The 1,428-nt window shown below is 48.8% G+C and carries 2 protein-coding genes; both read right to left on the bottom strand.

The window, feature by feature from the left end; genetic code table 11:
• The coding region (locus tag F6K38_RS41890) for a carboxypeptidase-like regulatory domain-containing protein (protein WP_287360744.1) at positions 1-392 on the bottom strand (392 nt) is incomplete at its 3' end.
• Positions 393-627: 235 nt separating this feature from the next.
• Entirely contained in the window at positions 628-1,200 is a 573-nt protein-coding gene (locus tag F6K38_RS41885) for a Pvc16 family protein (protein WP_008184121.1), read from the bottom strand.
• Between the last annotated feature and the right edge of the window lie 228 nt (positions 1,201-1,428).

Genomic DNA, 1,428 nt, shown 5'->3' with positions numbered 1-1,428 from the left:
TCACCAGTTTCTGGATCTCTTGACACCTCAACCTCGGTCTGATCGGATTCCGGATCAGAACCAGGCGGTATAGTTTTGATGGTTGGGTCAGCACTATAGCGAGTACCCGTACCTGGCAAGGAAGCCGTCAAGGTATATTTCCCATCAGGGAGATCCTGGAAGTAAAAATAGCCGTCAACTCTGGTACGAGTGCGGTCAGGTCGCTCGACCCTCTTTTCCCAGTCATCTCCGTACAGGCCAGCTAGCAGATCTATCTTGCTTTTCAAGCTTTCGGGCATATCGGCAATTTCGACCACTGCTCCGGGAATCACCTGCTCAGTTTGGGCATCTTTAACCTGCCCAGCGATCGCGACCCGATGGCGGATTGTCTCCAACCTGATCTTATTTGACACCAGCACAATCTCCTTAGTCAACTACAGGATTTAAACATCGCCCCCTCAATCCCCCTCTGTCAAAAAGCGAAGCATCCGCTAATTCCCCCCAGTATTGGGGGGTTAGGGGGGCGGGGGACTTTGAGAGTAGTAAGCTGTTGTGCATTTAAACTGCATATTGCTGAAATCAAATAAAAACCATAGATACGAGTCTCCTGTTGCCTGTTGCCTGTTGCCTGTTGCCTGTTGCCTACCCTCACCCAATCCTCATATCGGTTACCAAGGTTCCTGCGTCAACCGGATCATCGACTTCCACAGCCATAGTCAGGGTGTAGTTCAATGCTGGTCTGGGCTTTCCTCCCATTGCTTGCCAGAATTCCCCCAAACTCTGTAGGTTGCTCTGACTGAGACTAACTGTCCTGATCGGAGGTTCCATCCCCCTGAGGTTTCCCTGTAATACAGCCGCTGGAATCATACGATGACGCAGTAGCACTTTCATTACCTCCCCCAGCCATTGGTGCTCTTCTTGCTCTGGTCTTTGACCATTACCTGTACCTGTAAGAGCAGACCAAGCGGTGATTAGGTAAGAGCAGTCCACTCGCACTGGATTACGCCTTTTGGTCGCCCTGCCATTACTGCGTTCTGTTGACCAGGTGGTGTTGCGTAACTCCAGATTCTCACGCACATCGTAAAGAAAGAGATTAATCGCTGGCTTGACACTAAAATCCTTGTCAGGTGTGGCAAAGCTAATCGTAACTGACGAGATTAGGTCAGGAGGGAGTTCGCCCTTGAGCAATTCCTCCAACGTTTTATCCAGGTCGTGAATCATCTCATTCCCTCACTCAAGCGCGCAGGTCGCCAAATCATCAGCCAACTAGCTGAGGTCAATTGGCAATTTAGCGTTACCAAGTATCAACCTTAGAATGCTTTCTGCCCCTTAATTCTTCTCCGTAACAAAAATACATACAAGTTATCAGTACTTAGTGAATCAGTTGCACAGTTATTGAAGTTATTACGAATCATTAAATCAGCCCAGCATACTGACCAAATTCCCCCT

It is taken from the genome of Moorena sp. SIO3B2 (genome assembly GCF_010692525.1).
Taxonomy (GTDB): domain Bacteria; phylum Cyanobacteriota; class Cyanobacteriia; order Cyanobacteriales; family Coleofasciculaceae; genus Moorena; species Moorena producens.
The sequence above is the reverse complement of the archived record's forward strand: the minus strand, read 5'-3'. Positions and strand labels throughout refer to the sequence as shown.